Source organism: Pantoea pleuroti (genome assembly GCF_014156615.1).
Classification (GTDB): domain Bacteria; phylum Pseudomonadota; class Gammaproteobacteria; order Enterobacterales; family Enterobacteriaceae; genus Pantoea; species Pantoea agglomerans.
On sequence record NZ_SBFD01000021.1, the window covers coordinates 1 to 2,112 of the forward strand.

Below are 2,112 nucleotides of genomic sequence, written 5' to 3' on the forward strand. Positions count from 1 at the left end.
GACAACTTTGCTGGTAGCTTGCTTAATTTTATTGGCGATGTAAGGCGCCATTCCACCTGCTGCTGCACCGATGTTACCTGCGCCAAGGCCACCCAGCACGCCCGTCACGGCTGCGATAGAATAGCTGCCGATCAGGCCTGATTTTTTTCCTCGCGCTGAAGCATTTCAGGAAGAAGGGATAAGTGTAATACTGCTCGGAAAAAATAATTCGTTTTACAGAGATGACTCGCAGTTAATTCCCTGGCTTTCAGCGAGTTTATGCAGCAGAAGGTGTATATTTAAACAGGTTAAAAACGGAACAGGAAGAGCGTAACGAGCGATTTTTAGCGCGGCTGAAGCGGGTTGGCCCCCATTTCAGCCGCTGACCACAAGCAACTAACGAGGAGTTGATCATGGCTGCGCAAGATATTAAGCCAGAAGTGAGTATTTCCAAAGCGTTACGGCGGCTGAAGGTGGGATATACCAGTATCCGTCACGCTGATCGTAATGATATGACCACCTATTACAGCCGCTGCCCCAGCCTTAATCTAAAGGGCAACTGGCTGGAAGAGGCGGGGTTTGCGACTGATACCCCGGTGACCGTGGCGGTAGAGCACGGGCAGCTTGTGATTCGGCCAGTGGCTGAATGACAGGTACAAAATCCCGGCTCGGCTCGGAGGATCACACCTTACTAAGCTGGACATCCAGCTTTTGGGGTGCATTTTACGATGGCTGGGATTTTTTCATTTAGTCTATTCTTTGTTGCCCTGCCGTTCTCTTAACTTGCCTTTGAGCCAAATACCGACACCGAGTATTGTTCCTCCGACACAGCCTTTTTTAAAAGTATTAGGCAGAACTATTCCCCAGTCGATATTGAATATACCTACTTTAAAATAGATTATCGTAGGCGCTATTAAATATCCGAGCATTACAGCGCAACAAAGAATGCACATACAATAAAAAATCAATATAAATAGATCCTTGATATTAATTTTTTCCATTATAGATCCTTGATATTAATTTTTTCCATTTTTGCCACCTGCATTATTCAGAGCATCTTGTACATTTTTTCCTGTAATCTCGCTCACAGTTCCACCTGTAACTGTCCCTATAATTTCTGCACTTCCTTCTTTGATCACAGGTTTCAACTGTTCTGTAGCAACCTTTCCGGCCACTCCGCCAATTATGGAGCCAGCTCCAGCGGCAATGGCTGAACTTGTAGGATCTTCCCCTTTTATCACGCTCCCAACCACTGCGCCGCCCACATTGACAGGGGTTGAAACTATAATGCCCTTCCCGGTTGTCGCGGCTGCTGTGACTCCCGCCATAATGACATCGACGTAACTGAACGGATCTTTTCCGGCAAGCTGAACGCCAGCATTAACTCCCACACCGATTGCTGCATTAGCCGCCATACCTTTCACGGTAAGACCCAACACACTTCCCCCAAATAACATAGGAGCATCACCAATGCTAGCATTTGATTTATGGTAGCCCCAAGTATTCATAATGCTCTGAGCTTTAGACATCGCTTCAGAGTCAGGAGCGCGTTTAATGTAGTCCTGCCCTGACAGCAATCCTTTAACCAGTTCCTGCGAGACGACGGAACCGTATTCTTGCTCCATTTCAGAGGCGTAAACGCGCAGATAACCTGCCAGTTCCGCCCGCTCGGTGCTGTTCATCTGCGACGGGTCTTTGGTGAATTTCGAGACCAGTGCATCACTGCGTCTATCGGCATTTTCCAGCTTTATCAGCTCATTTGCCGCCGCCAGTGACTTATCACCCTGTTTTATTTTCTCTACGGCTTTATCGAGTTTTTCCGAAGAGGTCGCGCCCAGGAAGTTATTCTCAACAGCATTCTTTCCAGCCACCGCGCCCTGAATGCCACCTTCAACAGAACCAGAAGCCACTCCCGCCGACAATTGCGCAGCCAGCTGGCCGAGTGCGCTGACAACCTGCTTCTCATCCTGCGTCAGTTCGCTGGCCTGCTTGCCGGGATACATTGAGCTGAGGATAGCTCTGGCCATCAGCTCGCCACCCGCAGCACCGGCTGCACCCGCTGTTGCGTTGTTGCCCGCCAGCTGCGCCAGTACGGCACCCGCAACCGCGTGCGCCATGGTGTTAGCCAGGACG

The 2,112-nt window shown here is 49.6% G+C and carries 3 protein-coding genes; 1 reads left to right on the forward strand and 2 read right to left on the reverse strand.

Annotated elements, in window-relative coordinates:
• The first annotated feature begins 392 nt into the window (after positions 1-392).
• Positions 393-629 (forward strand): SymE family type I addiction module toxin, encoded by a 237-nt coding sequence (locus EPG66_RS22740; protein ID WP_182688175.1) that lies wholly within the window; start codon positions 393-395, stop codon positions 627-629.
• Between the two features lie 102 nt (positions 630-731).
• Here the strand turns inward: EPG66_RS22740 and EPG66_RS22745 are convergent, their stop codons facing one another.
• Both EPG66_RS22745 and EPG66_RS22750 read right to left on the reverse strand, forming a co-directional pair.
• On the reverse strand, positions 732-980 hold the full coding sequence (locus EPG66_RS22745; RefSeq protein WP_182688176.1) for a hypothetical protein: 249 nt from the start codon (positions 978-980) through the stop codon (positions 732-734).
• 15 nt (positions 981-995) lie between these two features.
• The coding region (locus EPG66_RS22750) for a VENN motif pre-toxin domain-containing protein (RefSeq protein ID WP_425497032.1) at positions 996-2,112 on the reverse strand (1,117 nt) is incomplete at its 5' end.

What these genes read in the sequence shown, in the direction of transcription:
- EPG66_RS22740 (WP_182688175.1), top strand. Translation starts at nt 393, where the DNA reads ATGGCTGCGCAAGATATTAAGCCAGAAGTGAGTATTTCCAAAGCGTTA.
- EPG66_RS22745 (WP_182688176.1), bottom strand. Translation starts at nt 980, where the DNA reads ATGGAAAAAATTAATATCAAGGATCTATTTATATTGATTTTTTATTGT.